This is a genomic window from Streptomyces sp. A01 (assembly GCF_059026195.1).
Genome location: NZ_JBWLKN010000009.1, coordinates 110,469 through 128,720 on the forward strand (window position 1 = coordinate 110,469; position 18,252 = coordinate 128,720).

Here is an 18,252-nt window from a genome sequence, read left to right on the forward strand (position 1 = left end):
ACGCCTGAAGCCCGGGAAAGTCACGGCCGTTCACCCCTTCCGGTGGTGCGACGGACAACCGTCCATCGCACCACCGCTTCACGCACATAGCGTGCTTCCGCTGCCTCACGGCGGCTGCCTACCAGGGAGATCGGGGGTGCGGACGTGCGCGTGGGACTGCTGACCGAGGGTGGATACCCGTATGCGACCGGTGCGGCGAGGCTGTGGTGCGACCGGCTCGTACGCGGGCTCGCGCAGCACGAGTTCGAGGTCTGCGCGCTGAGCCACAGCGCCGGACAGGAGGCTTCCGGCTGGTTGCCGCTGCCTGACCAGGTACGCCGCGTACGGACCGCCCCACTCTGGGGCGAGCCCCCGGCGGGTGTCACGTACGGCGCGCAGCGGCCCTACGGGCGGCGCGAACGCCGCCGCTTCGCCGAGCACTTCGGGCAGCTCGCCCAGGCGATCTGCGCCGCCTCGATCCGTGCGTCGGAGGCTGACCCCGACGACGAGCTAGGTCGCGAGCGGGAACGGAACCTCAGGCGAGACAGGGGCCGTGGGCGGGACGGTGAACTGACGCGGCGCACGGAACGCGAGAGGCGCGCTGAGCGGGCGCCGGGAGGGCGTGTCCTCGCCGGGCGCGGTGTCGCGTCGCCGCCAGACCGGTCGGAAGGCGCGGCGGACGAGCGGATGGAAGGCGCGTCCGAAGACCGTCCGGAGGGCTGGCCAGAGGTCAGGCCGGGAGACCGGTTGGGTGACCAGAGGGAAGACTGGCCAACGGCCCAGGCGGACCGTTTCAGCAACGCCGTGCGCGAGCGCGGCGCTGGTCAGCTCCCTACGCCACGCCGGTCGCGACAGCCCCAGCCGGCCGCCGGGCCGCCGTCTGCCGACCCCGCGCGGGGCGCCGGGCATGACGCCGGGCGCGACGCCGACCGGGACGACCCGGAAGGCTCGGACGGCGGCGGGCCCACGCACACCGCCTCCCCCCACAGTCCCACCCACAGCTCCCCTCACAGTCCCACCCACAGCGTCTCCTCCCACACCTTCGCCGACGGGCTCTACGGCCTGGCCGATCTGGCCCGCGAGCGCGGGGGGCTGCCATCCGCCCTCCGCTCGGAGCTGGCCGTGGGCATCCTCGAAGCCGCGTGCCGCGCGCCCGGCGCGATGGGGGGCGCGCACGACGCACGCGTCATCGACCTGCTCGTCGTCACCCGCCAGCTGGAGCGTCTGCTGCGTCCGCTCTCGCTCGACTGGTACGGCGGTGCGGCGGGCTCACGCCGCGGGCGGGGCCGGGACCGGGGGCGCTTCTGTTCCGGACCGGCGGCTCACTACGCGAGTGACACTCGCGAGGCGCTGGGGCCGGGGCGCGGACTGGCGGGCGTGGACCTGTGCCATGCGACGTCTGCCGGTGTTGCCGCGCTCCCCGGGTTGCTGGCCAAGCGCTTCTTCGGGACCCCGCTGCTCGTCACCGAGTACGGCGTACGGCTGCGTGAGCACTACCTGACTCACTCCGGCGCGTACGGCACCGGCCCGGCGGCTCCGGCGGACTCCCTTGCCGGCACCGCGCAGTCCGCCCCCGTACGCGCCCTGCTCGCCTCGTTCCAGCGGCAGTTGGCCGCCGAGGTGTACGCCCAGGCCGCGCTCATCACGCCCGGCAACACACATGCCCGCCGCTGGCAGGAACACTGCGGCGCGTCCCGTGACCGTATCCGGACCGTCTACGCGGGCATGGACGCCACCCGTTTCGCCGCCGTGGGCGAGGGGGAGGCGCCAGGCGCCGACGACGGACGGACGCTGGTGTGGATGGGCCGCGTGAAGCCCGCCAAGGACGTCGTCTCGCTGCTGCACGCGTTCGCTGAGGTACGGCGGAAGGAACCGGGGACGCGGCTGCGCATCGTGGAACGGGGCCGGGGAGCGGGGCCGTACGCGGCGCACTGCCGGGCGCTCGCGGCGCAGCTCTTCCCCGACGAGGCGGTGAGCGTCCACGCGGCCGGAGAGAACCCGGTCTCCTTCGAAGTCCTGGGTGGTCCCGACACACCGAGTGTCCAGGAGACCTACGCGGCGGGGAGTGTCGTCGTGTTGTCGAGCGTGGCCGAGGCCTTCCCCGGCGGGCTCATCGAGGCCATGCTCTGCGCGCGGGCGACCGTGTCCACGGATGTGGGCGCGGTCTGCGAAGTCATCGGCGGCACCGGTCTCGTCGTACCACCGCGCAATCCACGTGCACTCGCCGCGGCATGTCTCGCCTTGCTGCATGACGCTGAACGGCGCGAGCGGCTCGGCGCGGCGGCCCGCGCCCGCGCGCTCGAACTCTTCACCGTCGAGCAGAACATCGCCGCCTTCCGCGGCATCTATCTGGAACTGATGTCGCACGCTCCGGTGCGCCGCACGGAAGAGGAGGTGGATCTGGACGGTGGGCCGCTGCTCTTCGCGCACCCAGCCGAATCCCGCGTGCCCGGCCGCTGGACGGTGGCGCGTGGCGGACAGTGGCTCACGGGCCGCGCGGCTCCCCGCGGGGCACCCCGCCGCACCCCGAGTTGGGCAGGGCCCCCAGGCGCGACCGCCGGGAACGGGGCCGGGAACGGGGCGGGGAACGGGGCGGGGAACGGGAAGGCGGCCGGGGTCGGGGCCGGGAAGGCGGCCCGACCGGGCTCGGCACAGGAAACGCTGACGGCTCGTGGTTCTCGTACCGCTCACGCGTCACCTACGGCACACGATCCCGCCTGTAGCCGGGAATCGGTGACCGTCCAGGCCGGATTCCGATCAAGACGCGGGGAGGGGGGCGACGCATGAAGACGCCTGACACAGAGGCCGACGCCGCCGCCCGTGCCGCTGGCAACTCTCGCCCCGTTGGCACCGCCCGCCCCGACGACACCGGTCACCGCGGTGACCAGGTGGTTCTGAGGGCCGACGGTGGCCAGGAGCCGGGCGAGCCCGTCAGTCCTGCCAGCCGGGACACGCGCTCGCGGCAGGCGCCGCGCGAGGAGTGCGGGGCGCCCAGGGGCGGCCCTGCGCCCGGTGACCGCCCCGCGCCCGAGGCTGCCCCCGCGCCCGATGGCGATCCGGCGCACCCGGGTTCCCCGCGCCCGCCGGAAGGGACCGCTGACTTCAGCGTGCCGGGGAAACCCAGCCCCGAGGCCGAAGGCCAAGCCCCAGTTGCGGCGCCCGCCGACCGCCCCGCGCCCAAGCCCCCGGCGCCCAAGCCCCCCGCGCCCAAGCCCCCCGCGCCCGAGCCCGATCCGGCGCACCCGCGCTCCACACGTGCACCGGCAACCGAGGCCGTCGACCGGTCCGCCGACCGGGCCGCCGATGCCGGGGCGCCGCGTCAGCCTCGCCCCGGCGCCGGAGGTCCTGTGACGGCGGTGGGACCGGGGAAGGGCGCGCGGCGGGGGCCCGTCGACCCTGTGCGAAAGCTGATGCGAGACCACGTCGAACTCTGCGCACGCGCGGTGGACCCGTTGGAGATCGCCGCCGGGCTGGAGGCGTACGGCGTGACCGACCGGACCGCTGCCCGCTTCCGGCACCGCGATGTCTTCTCGCTCGCCGAGGAGCTGTACGCCCGGGTGCCACGCACGCGTGATAACGCGACGTTCGGAGCGGCGGCGGCGGACGGGGCGGTGCGGACGACGACGGGCCGCCCGGTAGGCAGGGGCGGCCCTGTAGGGCGGGGAGGCTCAGCGCCTCGTGTCCCCGGCGTGCGCCCGGCGGACCACGCGGGCTGTGGCTCACGGTGGCGGCGGGGGGCACGGGCGGCTTCGGGTGCGCTGCATCTGCTGCCGGGAGCGCTGTGCCTGGCGACGGCCGTGGAACTGGGGCGTGTGCCGGCGGGGGCCGACGCCAGGCGGTGCGCGGTGGGCGCGGTCGGCGCGGTCCTGGTGGGCGTAGCGCTGTGGCTGTGCCTGCGGTACGGGCCGCTGCGCACCCCCGGTTCCCGGGCTCGCGCGGCGGCGGGGACGGGGACGGACACCGGTACGAAGCCTGTCCCGAAGATCCGGAACGTCCCGAAGATCGGGAACGTCCTGAACGAGACCGCGGGACCGTGTGGCAGCACAGGCCGGGGAGCGCGCGCGAGCGGTGGCACCACGGCCACCGCGGGCGCGAGCACGCGACGCGGCTCCCGCAGGGTCCCCCGCGTCACTGCCAGAGCGGGCCTGGCGCCGCGCCGGCGCAGGAACCTGGCTCCGTTGTGGGTCTGCTGGCTGGTCGGTTACGCGCTCTTCGGGCCCTGGCTGCTCACGGAACTTCTGGTCGAGGGGCCGGAGATGTTCCGGCGCGGCGCCGACCCGGGTGCGCCGGAGGGCACTGGGGTCGTCGGCGCCGCGTCCTCCGGCGTTCCCCTGGTGAGCGGTGTGCGCCACGACGTGGTGCCCGGCCTCGTCGCTCTCGCCTTCGCGGTGCCGCTCGCCGCCTGGTGCGTCCGGTGGTTCACCGTGCGGGCCAGGCGGAGCCTGCTCGTCAGCCGGGGGCGTACGGAGTTCGCCGCGGACGTGCGGCCGCTGCTCGGGGCGACGGTCGCGCTGTTCCTCTGCGGGCTCGGTGGCCTCCTCGCCGCAGCCCAACTCGGGCTCCCTCAGCGTGTTTGCGGTCTTGATCCCGTGGGTCTTCGCCCCAGCGCCGCGGTGGCCATGGCCGCACTCGGGAGCCTGCTCTTCCTCTCCCGACTGCTCGCCGTGCACGGCTTCCGCCGGGCGGCTTCGGGTGGCCTCGCCGTCGCCTGCGGGGCCGAAGTGGCCGCTGCGTGCACGGTACTTGTCTCGCGACTGCCCGGCTGCGGCGGGCTCGGCCGCCCCGTAGCGCGGTTGGCCGAGGCTCACGGCCTGGTGGCCGTACCAGCGGTGGTCTGCGGCGGTTGTGCGCTGCTCCTGCTGGCGTACGCCCTCAGCGCGTTGTCGCGTACCGCCGCCCATGACATCACCTCGCCCCGTGCCTTCGCGCACGAAGCAGCGTTCTCCCGTACGGCGGTGGGCGGTCGTCGGTGCTGCGCTCCGGTGGCGCACGGGCACGGCGCCGAGTGCGGCTCGCCGCCCGGTCGGCGGGCCCGGCCGCCCCGGGGCACCGCCGTCACGCCGTAGGCCCCGCGCCGCTTGTCCCCTTCACGCTCAGTCATCACCGCTACACCCTCGCCGTCGTTATCCCCCGGGCCCGCACGAGGCCCCCGGCGGCGTAACTGTCACAAGGAGCAACAACGATGAACAACCACCTTTACGCACCACCCGCCAGAGGGGCGATCCCGCTCGCGACGTCACGAACGACCGGTTCGCTGACGCCGCCGCTGTCCACCCCGCCGCTGCCGCCCCTGCTGCTGCCGCCTCCGCCGCTGCCGGCCACGTCGCTGTCACCGCTGCCGTGGCTTCCTTCGCTGCCCACGGCCCGTACGGCTCTCGCGGCAGCCGCGATGGGCAGGCGCGGCGAACGGGGGCGGCACTGATGCGTGTTCTGTTGCTCGGCTCCGGTGGCTACATCGGGCGCTACGTCGCCGACCACCTCCTCGCCGACCCGGCGGTGCAGTTGACCGCGCTCGGCCGTGGCGACGACGCCGACGTCCGCTTCGACCTGTCCACGGGCAGCCCCGGGGCGCTGACCCGCTTCCTGGACGCCGTGCACCCTGGTGTGGTGATCAACTGTGCGGGCACGACCCGTGGTGGGGCCCGCGAGCTGACCCGGCACAACACCGTGGCCGTCGCCACGGTCTGTGAGTCGTTGCGCCGCAGCGGCTGCGGCGCGCGACTCGTGCAGCTCGGCTGTTCCGCCGAGTACGGGCCTTCGCAGCAAGGTTCCTCGACGGCTGAGGACGCGATTCCGCGCCCCGGTGGCCCGTACGGCGTGAGCAAGCTGGCCGCGACCGAGCTCGTCCTCGGTTCGGGGCTCGACGCGATCGTGCTGCGTGTCTTCTCACCGGTCGGCCCCGGCACCCCGCCCGGATCACCGCTCGGCCGCCTGGCCGACGCGATGCGGCGCGCGATGCAAGCGGGGGAGAGCGAGGTGAGGTTCACCGGCCTCGGCGCGCAGCGGGACTTCGTGGACGTGCGTGATGTGGCGCGAGCGGTGCACGCGGCATCGTTGTCGGCCGCGCAGGGCGTGGTGAACATCGGCACGGGGCGCGCGGTGCGGCTGCGGGACGCCGCCGTCGTGCTGGCCAGGGTCGCCGGGTTCGGCGGCGCGCTGCACGAGGTGGACAGCGGCGGTCAGCCGCTGCGCGGCATCCCGCACCCCACGCTGCCCGGCGGCCCGCACGGCACGGGCCACGGCAGGGCCGAGCACGCGAGTGAGCAGACCATGGGCTCAGGCCCGTACCCCTATCCGGACGGCTGCGGCAGCTGGCAGCAGGCGGACGTGCGCACGGCGCGCGACCGGCTCGGCTGGCGGACCCGCATCGGTCTGGAGGAATCCCTCGCTGACATCTGGATGGAGGCGGCATGTCGCATCTGATCTCCCAGGGGACCCGGCAAGCGGCGTCGGCGGCGGGACGGCTGGGCTTCGGCGTTCCCGGCTACGCGCATCCGCTGGTCGCCCCCACCGAGTGGGCGGAGTTGACCCGCCCCGAGACCCCGCTGCACTGGGCGGTACTGAACGTGGCGCGCGGGCCGGGCGCGATCCCCGACCCGCACTGCCTTGAGGCGGCGGGCCGCCTGCGGCAGGCCGGTGTGCGGGTGCTCGGCTACCTGGACGTGCGTTTCGGTACCCGCCCGTTCGGCGAACTCGTCGCGGACGCGCACCGCTTCCTGGAGTGGTACCGGGTCGACGGCTTCTATCTGGACCGCTGCCCGACGGAGCGCCCCGGCCTGCCCGAGATCCGGCGCGCCGCGACCACGCTGCGCGCTCTGCACGAGGGGGCGTATCTGGTGTTCATGCACGGAATGCACCCGTATCCCGGGTATGTGGAGAACGCCGATCAGCTGGTGACCTTCTCGGGCCAGTGGTCCGATTACCGCTGGTCGCAGGTGGCGGAGTGGACGGCGGAGTATCCGCCCGAGCGTTTCTGCCACCTGGTGCACGGGGTGCCGCGCCCGCACCTGGACGAGGCGCTGCGCATCGCCCGCTGGCAGGGGGCGGGCACGATCTACTTCACGGACCGTACGGGGCATGGCCCGGGCGACCCGTGGGAGGCGCTGCCCGGCTACTGGGACGACATCGTCTCGCGTATCGGACCTGGTGTCTCGGAATGAGATGCGGCGTGGCAGTGTTACCAGGAGAACAACGCTGCTCCCCTCTCTTACGGAGTCCCCGTGTCGCTGCCACCCCTGGTCGAGCCGGCTGCCGAGCTCACCGTCGACGAGGTTCGCAGGTACTCGCGTCACCTGATCATCCCCGATGTCGGGATGGACGGGCAGAAGCGACTGAAGAACGCAAAGGTGCTCTGTGTGGGCGCGGGCGGTCTCGGCTCGCCCGCGCTGATGTACCTGGCGGCCGCCGGTGTCGGAACGCTCGGCATCGTGGAGTTCGACGAGGTCGACGAGTCGAACCTGCAGCGCCAGATCATCCACAGCCAGGCCGACATCGGCCGCTCGAAGGCGGAGTCCGCCCGCGACTCGGTCCTCGGCATCAACCCGTATGTGAACGTGATTCTCCATAAGGACCGCCTTGAGGCGGAGAACGTCATGGAGATCTTCTCCCAGTACGACCTGATCGTGGACGGCACGGACAACTTCGCCACCCGCTATCTGGTCAACGACGCGTGCGTGCTGCTGAACAAGCCGTATGTCTGGGGTTCGATCTACCGCTTCGACGGTCAGGCCTCGGTCTTCTGGAGCGAGCACGGTCCCTGCTATCGCTGCCTGTACCCGGAGCCGCCGCCCCCCGGCATGGTCCCCTCCTGCGCCGAGGGCGGCGTGCTGGGCGTGCTGTGCGCGTCCATCGGGTCGATCCAGGTCACCGAGGCCATCAAGGTGCTCACCGGCATCGGCGACCCGCTGGTCGGCCGCCTGATGATCTACGACGCGCTGGAGATGAGCTACCGCCAGGTCAAGGTCCGCAAGGACCCGGACTGCGCGGTCTGCGGGCCGAACGCCACGGTCACCGAGCTGATCGACTACGAGGCGTTCTGCGGTGTCGTCTCGGAGGAGGCCCAGGAGGCCGCCGCCGGTTCGACGATCACTCCCAAGCAGCTCAAGGAGTGGATCGACGACGGCCAGGGCATCGACATCATCGACGTCCGCGAGCCGAACGAGTACGAGATCGTCTCCATCCCCGGCGCCAGGCTGATCCCCAAGAACGAGTTCCTGATGGGCAGTGCCCTCCAGGACCTTCCGCAGGACAAGAAAATCGTCTTGCATTGCAAGACGGGTGTCCGTTCCGCGGAGGTGCTCGCCGTGCTGAAGTCAGCCGGATTCTCCGACGCCGTGCACGTGGGCGGCGGCGTGATCGGCTGGGTCAACCAGATCGAGCCGGAGAAGCCGATCTACTAGGGCCGTGTCCGGCGGGTCGTGCTGGGGAGGGGGAGCCCTTTCCGCGCGTCGCGGACCGCGGGCGCGTCGGGGCTGGTCGCGCAGTTCCCCGTGTCCCTGGCGGGGCCCAGGGCTGACCCCTGGGCCTGGCAGCCTGGAAAGGCCCCACGCGCTGCCCGATGCCGGGCGCGCGTCATCCGCCGGATACCCCTGGACGCGCGGCGGCCCGGGCCGGTCATCAGCGCACGCGATGCCGCCGTTGGCGCGCGGTCGCGCTGATCGCCCTGGCGTGTCCCCCGTTTCTCCTCAGCCGCCGTGCGGGCTTGGACAAGCCCGCACGGCGGCTGAGCGCGTTTCGCGTGGCGGCACAAGGCGGGGACCGCCGGGTTGCGGCGGTCCCGCTGCCGCTGCGCCGCTACGAGCAGGTCGTGCCCTCGTCGGGGACCTTGTCGTCAAGCAGGTAGCCGTCGACGGCCCGCGCCATGCAGCTGTTGCCGCTGTTGTACGCGCCGTGGCCCTCGCCCTTGTACGTCACCTCGACGCCGACGCCCTCGCCCAGCTGGCGCGCCATCTTCCGGGCGCCCGCGTACGGCGTGGCCGGGTCACCGGTGTTGCCGATGACGACGATCGGCGCCGCCCCCTTGGCGCTGACGTCCGGGTGCTCCCACTGGCCCGGCACCGGCCAGCTGTCGCAGCCGAGCAGGCCCCAGGCGAGGAAGTCACCGAAGACCGGGGACGCCGCCCGGAACTGCGGCAGCTTCGCCCTGACGTCCTTGACGGTGTACCGCTGCTTGGAGTCGGCGCAGGAGATCGCCGTGTTGGCCGCCTGGATGTTGCTGTAGCGGCCGTCCTGGTCACGGCCGGACATGGAGTCGGAAAGCAGCAGCAGCATGGTGCCCTTGCCGAGCTTCTGCGCCTCGTTGAGCCCCAGCGACAGGTACTTCCACATCTCCTTGTCGTACAGGGCCTGCGCGATGCCGTTGACCGCCTGGTCGCCGGTCAGCTCGCGGCCGCTGTCGGTGGGCAGCGGCGTCTTGTCGAGCTTCTTCAGCAGCGCGGCGATCCGCTCACTGCCCTGCTCGGGGTCCGTGCCGACCGGGCAGGCGGGGCCCTTGGTGGCGCAGTCCTTCAGGTAGTTGTTCAGCGCGAGCTGGAAACCCTTCGCCTGGCCGAGCGCCCCGTCAGCGGGGTCGCCGGTCGGGTCGACCACGGCGTCCAGCACGGCGTGCCCCACGTTCTTGGGGAACAAGTGGGCGTACACACCGCCCAGTTCGGTGCCGTAGGAGATGCCGAAGTAGTGCAGCTTCCGGTCGCCGAGAACCTGCCGCATCAGGTCCAGGTCGCGGGCCGCGCTGGTGGTGTCCACGTGCGGCAGCACCTTGCCGGAGTTCTCCTGGCAGGCTGCCGCGTACTCCTTGGACTCGGTGAGCGCCGCCTTCAGCTCGGCGGCGTCGTCGGGCGTGCCGTCCTGCGCGTTCGCCTCGTCCTGCTGCTTGTCGTCCAGGCAGGTCACGCCGGAGCTCGCGCCGACCCCGCGCGGGTCGAAGCTGACCAGGTCGTAGCGCGCGCCCAGCTTGTCGTACTCCTTGGCGAAGCCCGGCAGCGTGGCGACGCCCGAGCCGCCGGGACCGCCGAAGTTGAAGACGAGCGAACCGATCCGCTGGTCCTCGTTCTCCGCCTTCTTACGGATCATGGCGAGGTCGAGGGTGTCGCCGCCCGGCTTGTCGTAGTCCAGCGGCGTCTTGAGGACGCCGCACTCCCACGCGTCACCGGGGGCCTCGCCGGGCCCCTGAAGGGCCGAGGGGGCCGAGCACTTCTTCCAGCTCACCTGCTGGCCGGTGAGGGACTTCGGCAGGCTGGGATCGACGGGCACGCCGGGGGAGGAAGCCGACGGCGACGCGGAACCGGACTCCTTGCTTTCCGTGTCCTTGTCGTCCCCGCCGCAACCACTTGCTGCACCTATCGCGACCACGAGGGCCGCCGAGACCAGAGCCTTGGTCCGTGTGTGACGTGACATGGCGCTTGATCCTAATCGCCGGTCCGTGACTCCTCCTTCGGAAGGGCCACGCGCGCCGGTCCGCAACCCAGGCGTTCCGCCTCGGCGGCGGCGAAGCGGGGCAGCAACAGGCGGGGCAGGCCGTGCGCATCGCTGGTCCGTTGCTCGACGGCGAAGAGGACCTTGCCGGTCTGGCATGTCGTCTCGTACGCGGCGAAGTCCTCGCGCACCATGGTCCTGCCGTCCTTGACGTACTCGCTGGGGCCTCCGGTGTACATCAGCTGGGCGTAGACCTCGGCGAGCCGTGGTTCTTCGATGGTGATCAGCCGCAGGTCCGGACCACCGGTCCCCATGAGCACGCCGCAGACCCGGGCGGTGCCCTTCACCCGCGCGACCATCGTGGCGGGGCGCAGTTCCTTGCGCGCCCGGCGGGAGGCCGACAGCCGGTCGATGCCACACAGCCGGTCCGGCTGGGTGGACTGGAAGCGGGGCAGCGCGGGCTTGTTGTCAGGCAGGGGGAAAACGCCGTCGCAGTCGAGCGCGCGCATGGCGCCGTTCGCCAGCCGGACCGTGGCCCGCGCCAGCCGGAGCTGGACGTCCGCGGACCCCTCGCCATTGAACAGCTGCGGGCCCGCCGCCACATCCACGACGGTGGGCCCGTCGACGCGGTGGTCACCTCCGCAGACCTGGGGCAGCGCCACCCAGGCCCGGCGGTCGGAGACCATGCCCACCAGGCCGTCCCCCAGGGGGGACATCTCCGGCAGCAGGAACTCGGCGGGCCACGCCTCGTCCTCCCGGTTGCGGCCGTCGAGCTGGTTCAGCCGGGCGGTGAGCTGGACATGCGTGCTGCCACCCCGGGAGAACCCGACCCGGCAGAAACCCTGGGGCTCCGTGGAGCCGTATCCGTGGGCGGGCCGTATCTCCTCGGCGCTGACCGACAGGTCGGAGCGGAAAATGCCCGACAGGTCGTCCTCGCCGAGCGAGTCCCAGCACAGGGCCTCGGAGCCGAAGCCGAGCTCGTCCGTCTGCCACGCCGTGAGCGTCGCGCCGACGAGCAGCCCGGCGACCGCCACCGACACCAGCTGTCCGGTCCGGCTCCGCAGCCACCGCCACAGCCGTCGGCCGCGGTGCGGGCGCTTCGGCGGCAGCGCGCTGTAGTGGACGATCCCTTCACGGAGCGGCCGGGCCGTCGCTGAGTCGTGCACGTCTGCCGTCCCCCATGACGTCCTCGTGTAGTGGTCCGTCATCGGCCCGCCCCGCGCGGAGCGACCGGCGCGCATCCCAGCCGCTTCGACACCGCGTTGACGAATATCGGGAAGGCTTGGGCGGGGGCCTCCGGTTCGGAGCCCCGCATGGCGAAGACGACCGGGTGACCGTCGCATTCGGCCCGCAGGACGGCGCCGTTCGCGTCGACGCGCCCCGTGCCGCGCCAGCCCCGGCCGGGCGCCTTGTCACCGGTGAGACCGTCGAACAGGTCCACCAGCCGGGGGCGTGCGGTCATGGAGTACTGGGCTGTGGTCTCGCCGGAGCTCTGGCTGTCACACGTCTGGTAGTCGTCGCCGGACACTCGCGTCACGTAAGAGTCATCCGAGCCGCGTTCGGGGTAGGGCTTCAGCCCGGGGATGGAGCAGGCGCCCGCACCGGGATCGGCGAAGGCGTCGTCCGAGTCGAACGGCCCCTCCGGCATCGGGGAGGTGAGCCGCAGCGGCTTCGCCGGGGCGCACCCCGCCTTCTCCATGCCCCGGTTGGCGACCTGGAGGAGCAACTGCGCGAACTCCCATGAGCCACCCGTGCCGGGGACCGCCTTGCTGGTGTCGGCGTCCGTCTCGTCGTACTCCTCGCCGGTGATGACCACGGCGGCGGGACGGCCGTCGATGTCGCACTCCTTGGGCAGGGCGAGCATCGCGTGCGTGCCCTGGATCACCCCGGGCAGGCCGTCAGGCAGCGGTATGCCGTAGCCGTCGAGCATCTCGGCGAGCCATTTCCGGCGCGCCGTGGCGGACTCGGGGACCGGCCCGTACCGGACGTCGACCTGCTGTTCGTACCGGTTCTCGGTCCCGTCCGAGGAGTCATAGCTCCAGTTCCGCCGGACGGTGCAGCTGCCGCGCGGCTTGTCGGGGGTGGGCGCGGTCTCCTTCGCCGAGCGGTCCCCGTCGCCGAGCAGGGGCGGGCCGCTGTCCTCCTGCCAGGCACCCCAGCAGTAACTCTCCTTCGCGTACGGCCCCACCTCGGCTGCCTTCACCACCAGCCACCCGGCCAGCAGCGCGGTCGCCGTGATGCAGGCGAGCAGCGCACGGCCGGGCCAGGTCCGGGCACGTTCGCGGACGGAACGGCCCGTCGCCCGGGCGGCTCCACGCGCGGCGCGGGAGAGACGCCGCGCCCGCCCGGCCCCCGTGCCAGCCGTATCCGACACTCCTGCCCCGGCTGCGGCTTCGGCGGCGGTCTCGGTGTCCGTCCGCGCGGCAGCGCCGTCCCGCGCGCCAGCGTCCGCCGACGTGTCCGGCTGCGCCTCGCCGGAGGCTGCTTCGCCTGCCGCGCTGTCCGCAGAGCTCGCCCCGCTGTCCTCGGCCACCCCGTGCTCCCCCCGCGTGTTCGCCGCGTGATTCCCGGCGTTCACTGTGACGCGGAGCGTATCGGCAGGCACTGACATCGCGATGGGCGGGTTGTCAGGGACGCGGCAATGGATCGCCCGCTCTCCGGCGGCGCGGCGGGGCCCAGCGGGTCTCGTCGGGACTCAGTGCGACTCGACGGGGCCCAGCGGGCTCGGCGGGGGCTCAGCCGTAGCGTCTCCGACGGCTACCCGCAGACCTTTCCGTCTGTGGGGACCGCGCCCCCCAGCAGATACGTGTCGACGGCTCGCTTCACGCACGCGTTGCCGCTGCCGTACGCGCCGTGGCCCTCGCCCTTGTACGTCAGCTCGACACCGACGCCCTCGCCCAGCTCGCGCGCCATCCGCCGGGCACCTTCGTACGGCGTGGCGGGATCGCCGGTGTTGCCGACGACCAGGATCGGCGCGGAGCCCTTCGCGCTCACGTCCGGGGTCTTCCACGCGCCGCCGACCGGCCAGCCGGAGCACTGGAGGAGGCCCCACGCCATGTAGTCACCGAAGACCGGGGACGCCTTGCGGAAGTCGGGCAGGGCGGCCCTCACGTCGGCTGGTGTGTAGCGCTGCTTGAAGTCCGCGCAGCTGATGGCGGTGAGCGACGACTGGAGGGTGCTGTAGTGGCCGTCCTCGCCCCGGCCGTTCATGGAGTCGCCGAGGGCGAGCAGCGTCCTGCCGTCGCCGGACTCGGCTTCCTCAAGGCCCTGGGTGAGGTAGTCCCAGAAGTCCTCCGAGTACAGCGCCTGCGCGATACCGCCGCTGGCAAGGGCCTGGGTCAGGGAGCGGTCTCCGCTGCCGGGCAGCGCGTCGGTGTCGAGCCGTCGCAGCAGCGCGCCGATCTGCTTCTCCGTGGGGCAGTCCTCGTTGTCCGACCGGCAGGCGCGCAGGTAGTTGTCCAGTGCCCGCTGGAAGCCCTTCGCCTGGCCGATGGCGCCGCGCAGCGGGTCCTGCTCCGGGTCGACCACGGCGTCGAAGACCGCGCGGCCCACCTTTTTGGGATACAGGTGTGCGTAGACACCGCCGAGTTCGGTGCCGTACGAGACGCCGAAGTAGTGCAGTTCGCCGTCGCCGAGTACCTGGCGCATCAGCTCCATGTCGCGGGCGGCGTTGACGGTGCCGACGTGCGGGAGGACGGTGCCGGAGTTCTCCTCGCAGGCTGAGGAGTATTTCTTGAGCCGCCCGCTGAGGGCCTTTGTCTCTGCCGCGTCGTCGGGGGTGCTGTCGGCGGCGTAGTAGGAGTCGAGTTCCTTGTCGTCCAGACACCGCACGCCACTGCTGCGGCCGACTCCGCGCGGGTCGAAGCTGACCAGGTCGTAGCGGGTGCGCAGGTCGTTGTACGTGTCGGCGAACGCGGGGAGCGTGGTCACGCCCGAGCCGCCGGGGCCGCCGAAGTTGTAGATGAGCGAACCTCTCTTCCGGTCCGGGCTGGTGGCCTTGGCGCGGATGAGGGCGATGCCGACGGTCTTGCCCTTCGGCTTGGCGTAGTCGAGGGGCGCGTGCATCGTGGCGCACTCCCAGTCCGCACCGGGGGCCTTGCCCGCGCCGTCCTCGCTCTTGTCCGGGGCGGGGCAGCGCGCCCAGTCCAGCTTCTGCCGGGGCGAGCTGTCGGACGACGAGGACGAGTCGTCGCTGCCGCTGTCGCCGCAAGCGGTGGTGGTGGCCATGGCGAGCAGGGCGGCGGTGAACAGCGCGCCGCCGCGCAGGGTCCCGGCGCGGAGCGTTCCCGTACGGATGGATATGGGCACGGCTGTCCTCCCGGGGAGATGGATCGACTGCCATCGTCCGGGCGGGAACGGCCGACTGCCCGTGCAGCGGTCCGTACGGGTGACTGCCGGCGGCCCCTTCCATGGGGCGTCGGCCGGGCGGGCGGCGGGTGGCCGTCAGGCGCGCGGGTGGCCGCCTCGCGGGCGCGGGCGCCCGTGGGTGTGCCGAGCCACCGGACGTCACCACCGCGCACGCGGGCCACGGGCGCGCGTGGGTGTGCATGTCCCGCCGTGCCCCGCGGGCTCCATGCCCCGCACGGCTCCGCGTCCTACAGGGCTTCCTTGCGGGTGAGGTGGGTGAACGACAGCCAGCCCGGCAGCACCGGAAGCCAGAAGGTCATCAGCCGGAAGAGCAGCACGGCGGGCGCGGCCGTGTCGTACGGCAGTCCGGCGAAGGTCAGGCCCGCGATCAGCGCCGCCTCGACCGCGCCCACGCCGCCCGGGGTGGGCGCCGCTGAGCCGAGGGCGTTGCCCGCGAGGAAGACGACGGCGATGCTCGCGTAGCTCAGCTCGCCGTCGAACGCCCGGATCGAGGAGTCGAGGCACATCATGAACGCCGCCGTCAGCAGCAGCATGCCGCCGACCCCGGCGAACAGCTTCTGCGGCCGCTGGAGCAGGTCGAGCATGCGCGGGATGACACCGGCGAACAGCGACCGTACGCGCGTGGACACGAACTTCCGCAGTACGGGGACCGCCGTGACGACCAGGACGAGGACCGCCGCCGTCAGCAGCCCGGCGATGACCGTACGGGACGGCGAGAGGGTCGGGGTGCGCTCGGTGCCGGTGATGTAGCCGAAGGTCGCCAGCAGGATGACGTGGCTCGCCAGTCCGAACAGCTGGGAGGCGCCGACGCTCGCCACGGCCTGGCCCGGCCGTACGCCCGCCCGTTGCAGGAAGCGGGTGTTCAGGGCGACACCGCCGACCGCCGCGGGGGCGACGAGCTTGGCGAACGACGCGGCGACCTGCGCCAGCACGGTGCGGCCGAACGGCACCTTCTCCGGAACGAAGCCGAGCAGGCTGATCGCCGCGCAGACATAGGTCAGGCTGGAGAAGAAGAGGGCGATCGCCACCCAGCCCCAGTTGGCCTCGTCGACGACCTGGCCCAGCTTGATGTGGGTGAACTGGGAGAGCAGGAAGTACGCGGCGAAGGCGCCCGCGCAGAAGCTGACCAGGGTGCGCGGCTTGATGCGTTCGAGCCGGACGGGCTCTATGGGCGCCTGCGGCCGGATGAGCAGGACCTGCTTACGGATCTGGGACAGCAGATCCTCTTCACGTGCCTCCTCCAGTGCCTCGTCGATCGCCCGCTTCTCGGCCTGCTCCTCCGCCTGCCGTGCGGCCTTCAGCGCCTTCTTCGTCTTGCGGTCGACGGGTTTGTCGTCGGTGCGCAGCCGGGCCTGGGCGGCCTCCGCCTCCCTGGCCTCCTTCTCGGTGCGCGCCGCGTCGAGCACGGCCTCACGCTCCCGGGTGGCCCGCTCGCGCGCCAGGTGCCTGAGCGTGGAGCGGGTGGACCGGTTCAGCGCGAGCGGCTGGAGCAGCGGCAGGCTGTCCGCGACCGCGTCGGGTCCGATGACGCTGACGGCGGCGGCCACCGAACGCTCGGCCCCGACCCGCAGGGCGAGCGTGGTGACCAGCTGCGCGATGTCCATCCGCAGCACCAGGTCGCCCGCGGCGATCTCACCGCCGCGCAGGTCCGAGATGATGACTTTGCCGGAACGATCCACCAGAATCGCGTCGCCCTCCAGCCTGCGATGCGCGATGCGCCGTGACTGGAGCGCTCGGACCTGATGCCAGGCCCCCTCAAGCAGCCCGTCGGTGATCCGCTCGTCCGGGATGGTGTTCAGGGTGCGCCCGCCGGTGTGCTCGTACACGAGCATCACGGCGTCAGGGCCGAGCTCCGAGGTCGCGATCAGTTTGGGCGCGTTGGCTCCGGCGGCGATGGCCGCGTACGCGAGCAGCGCCTCCTGTTCGAGGGCCTGGCGCAACGACTGGAGGCTGCGGCGCTGGGTGATTCCGCGCAGGGCGAGGCGCTGCCAGGTGCGGTAGAAGAAGCCCTGGGCCTGCTGCTCACGGTCGACGACGGTGACGTCCAGCGGCGAGCCCTCTTCCAGCGTGACGAGGTAGCGGCGGCCCCGGTCGGTCTGCGGGGTCTGGTCGCTGCCCTGGCCCTCTTCCCAGCGCAGCGCGCTGACCGGCTTGAAGCCGACCCGGCGCAGGCCGCCGAGCAGGTGCTGACCGGTGGGCCGCACGTTGGGGGAGCCGACGGCGTAGAGCGTTCCGTAGGCGACGGTCCAGCCGATCAGGACGGTGACGATGATGGAGAACGGCGTCGTGTAGCGGCCGACGAGGACGGCGAAGGCGTCGAGCAGCAGGACGCACCACATCGCCACCCGCCAGCGCGGGCGGCGGGCCATGCCGACGGCCGTCATATAGGCGATGACGGGGGCGAGATAGCCGTGCACCGGATCGGAGAAGGCACCGCCGGGTGACTGCTGGGTCAGCGCCTCGCGCACGGACTCGGGGGCGGCACCGGCCACCCAGAGATCCGTGGCGAGGGAGACGCCGTGCGCCAGCACGGCCGCGAGCACGCCATCGGCGATCCGCAGCCCGTCCCGTTTGATCAGCCGTTCCATGGCGAAGGCCACAGGCAGGATGAGGACGGCGACGCTGGCGGCGAGCCCGGCGAACTCGATCAGCATGTCGGGCGCCTGCTCGGCGCCCTTGCCGATGTCCTTGCCCAGCCCCGCCGTGGTGCCGTGCGCGAAGGCGGCTATGGCCAGCACGACCGCGATGCCCAGCATCCCGAGCAGCAGCTTGACCAGGTCGGACGGGCGGTGCACTCGCGCGGGCAGCAGCGGTTCGTCGCCGGATACCTGGTCCACGTACAGCTCGGTGTCGTCGCAGCGGTGCGAGCCCGTCGAGGCGAGTTGATTGGTCGCCGAGGCGGTGGTGTCGGTCACGGAGATGGTGCCGTCGGTCACCGAGACCCGGCCGTCGGCCTCTGCCTCGGCCTCTGCCGTGGCGTTGTCCGCCTCCGGGGCGGCGCTCGTGCCCGGCGGCGTGGCGTCGCCGGTCGAGGATGAGGTGGCGCCGGTGGTCGTTGAGGATGGCGATGACGGTGTGGCGCCTGTGGTGGCCGACGGAGTGTCACCGGTCGTCGCCGGTGGCTCGCCTGGCGCGCTCTCGGCCGTCGGTGGCGCGTTGTCGCCGGTGGACGGGGTGGTGGCGTCCTCGGCCGGGGAGGCGTCGCCGTCGCTCATCGCGGCGGCGTTGTCGGCGGCGGAGCCGGTGCCGGGGCGACCGGTGTCCCGGGCACCCCGGGTTTCACTGGTGTCAGTGTCACCCTTCGCATCGGCACTACCCGTCTCGTCGGCTTTGTCGGCTGTCTCGGCTTCTTCTGTCCCGTTGGTCCCGTTGGTCCCGTTGGTCCCGTTGGTCCTGTCAGTTCCGTCGGTCCGGCGGGCGTGGTCGGCGTCATCGGAACAGGGCAGCCCAGCGGAAGCGCTGTCCCCCTCCGGGGGTTGCGCACCCTGTGTC

At 72.5% G+C, this 18,252-nt stretch carries 10 protein-coding genes and 1 pseudogene; 6 read left to right on the forward strand and 5 right to left on the reverse strand.

What is annotated here, in order from left to right; translation table 11 throughout:
- Window positions 1-144 precede the first annotated feature (144 nt).
- The 6 genes and pseudogenes from AC5P1B_RS14595 to moeZ all read left to right on the forward strand — a co-directional run bounded on the left by AC5P1B_RS14595 (window position 145) and on the right by moeZ (window position 8,378).
- A complete protein-coding gene (locus AC5P1B_RS14595; RefSeq protein ID WP_493887488.1) occupies window positions 145-2,766 on the forward strand; it encodes a DUF3492 domain-containing protein in 2,622 nt (873 codons plus the stop codon).
- Window positions 2,767-3,326: 560 nt separating this feature from the next.
- Window positions 3,327-3,542, forward strand: a pseudogene (locus AC5P1B_RS14600) (hypothetical protein); the annotation flags it as partial.
- Window positions 3,543-5,161: 1,619 nt separating this feature from the next.
- On the forward strand, window positions 5,162-5,401 hold the full coding sequence (locus AC5P1B_RS14605) for a hypothetical protein (protein ID WP_493887490.1): 240 nt from the start codon (window positions 5,162-5,164) through the stop codon (window positions 5,399-5,401).
- Complete coding sequence (locus AC5P1B_RS14610) at window positions 5,401-6,402, forward strand: SDR family oxidoreductase (protein WP_493887491.1); 1,002 nt, start codon at window positions 5,401-5,403, stop codon at window positions 6,400-6,402. The genes AC5P1B_RS14605 and AC5P1B_RS14610 overlap by 1 nt, the downstream gene beginning before the upstream one ends.
- Entirely contained in the window at window positions 6,390-7,139 is a 750-nt protein-coding gene (locus tag AC5P1B_RS14615) for a spherulation-specific family 4 protein (protein ID WP_493887492.1), read from the forward strand. The genes AC5P1B_RS14610 and AC5P1B_RS14615 overlap by 13 nt, the downstream gene beginning before the upstream one ends.
- A 60-nt stretch (window positions 7,140-7,199) precedes the next feature.
- Window positions 7,200-8,378 carry an adenylyltransferase/sulfurtransferase MoeZ gene (gene moeZ / locus AC5P1B_RS14620; RefSeq protein WP_493887493.1) on the forward strand — a complete coding sequence of 393 codons (1,179 nt, stop codon included), beginning with the start codon at window positions 7,200-7,202 and terminating at the stop codon, window positions 8,376-8,378.
- Between the two features lie 394 nt (window positions 8,379-8,772).
- Here moeZ and AC5P1B_RS14625 read toward each other — a convergent pair whose 3' ends face one another.
- The 5 genes from AC5P1B_RS14625 to AC5P1B_RS14645 all read right to left on the reverse strand — a co-directional run bounded on the left by AC5P1B_RS14625 (window position 8,773) and on the right by AC5P1B_RS14645 (window position 17,975).
- The gene (locus AC5P1B_RS14625) at window positions 8,773-10,374 is read right to left on the reverse strand and encodes an alpha/beta hydrolase (protein ID WP_493887494.1); all 1,602 of its coding nucleotides are present in this window, start codon (window positions 10,372-10,374) and stop codon (window positions 8,773-8,775) included.
- Between the two features lie 11 nt (window positions 10,375-10,385).
- A complete protein-coding gene (locus AC5P1B_RS14630; protein WP_493887496.1) occupies window positions 10,386-11,558 on the reverse strand; it encodes a hypothetical protein in 1,173 nt (390 codons plus the stop codon).
- Window positions 11,559-11,596: 38 nt separating this feature from the next.
- Window positions 11,597-12,925 carry a hypothetical protein gene (locus AC5P1B_RS14635; RefSeq protein ID WP_493887497.1) on the reverse strand — a complete coding sequence of 443 codons (1,329 nt, stop codon included), beginning with the start codon at window positions 12,923-12,925 and terminating at the stop codon, window positions 11,597-11,599.
- 224 nt (window positions 12,926-13,149) lie between these two features.
- Window positions 13,150-14,688 carry an alpha/beta hydrolase gene (locus tag AC5P1B_RS14640; protein WP_493887653.1) on the reverse strand — a complete coding sequence of 513 codons (1,539 nt, stop codon included), beginning with the start codon at window positions 14,686-14,688 and terminating at the stop codon, window positions 13,150-13,152.
- A gap of 299 nt (window positions 14,689-14,987) precedes the next feature.
- A complete protein-coding gene (locus AC5P1B_RS14645) occupies window positions 14,988-17,975 on the reverse strand; it encodes a lysylphosphatidylglycerol synthase domain-containing protein (protein WP_493887499.1) in 2,988 nt (995 codons plus the stop codon).
- Window positions 17,976-18,252 lie beyond the last annotated feature (277 nt).

What these genes read in the sequence shown, in the direction of transcription:
- AC5P1B_RS14615 (WP_493887492.1), top strand. Translation starts at nt 6,390, where the DNA reads ATGTCGCATCTGATCTCCCAGGGGACCCGGCAAGCGGCGTCGGCGGCG.
- AC5P1B_RS14605 (WP_493887490.1), top strand. Translation starts at nt 5,162, where the DNA reads ATGAACAACCACCTTTACGCACCACCCGCCAGAGGGGCGATCCCGCTC.
- AC5P1B_RS14645 (WP_493887499.1), bottom strand. Translation starts at nt 17,975, where the DNA reads ATGAGCGACGGCGACGCCTCCCCGGCCGAGGACGCCACCACCCCGTCC.
- AC5P1B_RS14625 (WP_493887494.1), bottom strand. Translation starts at nt 10,374, where the DNA reads ATGTCACGTCACACACGGACCAAGGCTCTGGTCTCGGCGGCCCTCGTG.
- AC5P1B_RS14610 (WP_493887491.1), top strand. Translation starts at nt 5,401, where the DNA reads ATGCGTGTTCTGTTGCTCGGCTCCGGTGGCTACATCGGGCGCTACGTC.